This is a genomic window from Paenibacillus hemerocallicola (assembly GCF_006265175.1).
Classification (GTDB): Bacteria; Bacillota; Bacilli; order Paenibacillales; family NBRC-103111; genus Paenibacillus_AB; species Paenibacillus_AB hemerocallicola.
The window spans coordinates 637-2,456 of the sequence record NZ_VDCQ01000145.1; the positions used below are offsets into that span (position 1 = coordinate 637).

General features: G+C 60.2%; 1 protein-coding gene. It reads right to left on the reverse strand.

Annotated features, from left to right (window positions below; all coding sequences use genetic code 11):
* A partial coding sequence (locus FE784_RS40465; protein ID WP_218103897.1) for a DOMON domain-containing protein occupies positions 1-1,587 on the reverse strand: 1,587 nt, incomplete at its 3' end.
* Positions 1,588-1,820: the final 233 nt, after the last annotated feature.

Sequence of the window (1,820 nt, forward strand, 5' to 3'; positions counted from 1 at the left end):
TTGCGCCAGCGCCAGCGTCCGCGTCAGCAAATACTGCCGCTGCAAATACCACAGATGCGCGGACAGGAAATACCGCGTTCCGTTCGCATTCTCGTAGTACGGGTAGTCCACCGGCTGGCCGAGACGGTTGGTCACCGTCAGCTGCTTGTCTTCCGGGTATTGCGAATTCGGATACGCGACCTTTCCGCTATCCGTCGAGGTCAGCACCCACGGATCGGCTACCGACCAGCTGTAATTGGTCGCCCGCTCCGACAGCTCCGGCGCATGCGGCACCCCGGCAAAGAACATCCCTACCTTTTCCGGTACAAGCGTCAGCAGCATGGCGACTTCCGACGATGGGGGTGCAGGCGTCAAGGACGTTACGGCCGCCACCGGCTGAACCGGAAACCGTTTATCGCCCGCCGCGATCAGTCCGTCCCGGTCAAAGGCCAATTCCAGTTGTTTCGCCCGAAGTCCTCCGTTTTCCTCCGCCGTCACCTGTAACCGGTACGTCCCGTTTTGCAACGCGCCCGGGTGGGTAAAGGAAAGGACCCGATCGCTCCCTTCGGTCACGATGGACGACGGAACGATCGGGGTTTGTTCGCCGTAAGGTGAAGTCCAACGCATGTACACCGACGAAGAAACCGCATCCCAATCGTCTTCCTTCAGTAAAAACCGCTTCTCCGTAAAACTGTCGTTCAGCAAGCGTGCCGGGGCCGAGAGCGGCCAAGCGACGACCGGCTTGCCGGTGACGGGCGCATTCGGTCTCCCTCCGAAATAGAGGCTGCCGAACCGCCCTTCATTGGCCGTGTACACGCTAAGCGTATATCCGCGGTTCGGACCGGAGCCGTCGCCGTCGATCACTGTCGTCCGCCGCACTGGCGCCCAAGAGCTGAGCGGGCGTTTCGAAGCGATGCCAAAATACCGGATCGCATTGATATGCCAGCGTTCTCCCGGTTCGATCCCCTCAACCCCGAGCGCGGACAGCGGGATGCTCACCTCGGCGCTCCAGCCGTCGCTCCGCTTGCTCACCGCCTGCTGCGATTGCCCGCCTTGGGACAAATCTACCGTTCCTTGCAGTGTCTCCCGCACATCGGCGGCCGTGAAGTTGTTGTACCGAATCCGGATCGGATGCGGCCCCGGCGTAATCGTGACAGGGACGCTGTAAAACTTCATCATGTCGTCGTCGCGGCTCAGCAGTACGAATACCCGCTCCGCCTGCGGCGCATCCGTCTCGTTGTATCCGCTTTCATATTGTCCGTCCAAAGCGATATACAAATGCGTTTCGTCATAGGCCAGCTTCATCGTCGTCTGCTGTTCCGCCGGTTCATTGAAATAAGCGGTGGAAAAACCGCCGGTTCCGTAAACTTCCCCCCATACGGTCTCGTTCCACACGCCATCTGTCTGGATGGGGACTGAGGTGCGCTGCGCAGTCAGCCATCGATCCGCTTGCACGGCAACCTCCGGCGCTTCTGCCGCGGCGCTCCCCCCTTCGTATGGCTCCATCCCCTGCGAGACATCGGCTGCTGTCCAGCCTGGGGATGCCAACGCCGCGATTAATATGCCGGCCAGCAGCCGGGTGAGGCCCTTTTTCCATTTTCCCCGCATGTGCGCGTCTCCTCCTCCAAGGGCTGCAGCGATTGCTGCAGCCCGTTTTGTGGATTTGCTTGACAGTGAAAGTTCATACTGGGCAGCACAGCCTGTTGGCCTCCTTCTCTAGCTGCCCATTGATGCCATCCCGGTATCGTTCAGGGCACAGCCACAGGCCTGCTCTCTCCCAAATTTGCAATATGCAGCGAATGAACGCCGGTCCACTGCTTCATCGGAAAATACAGCTGCCG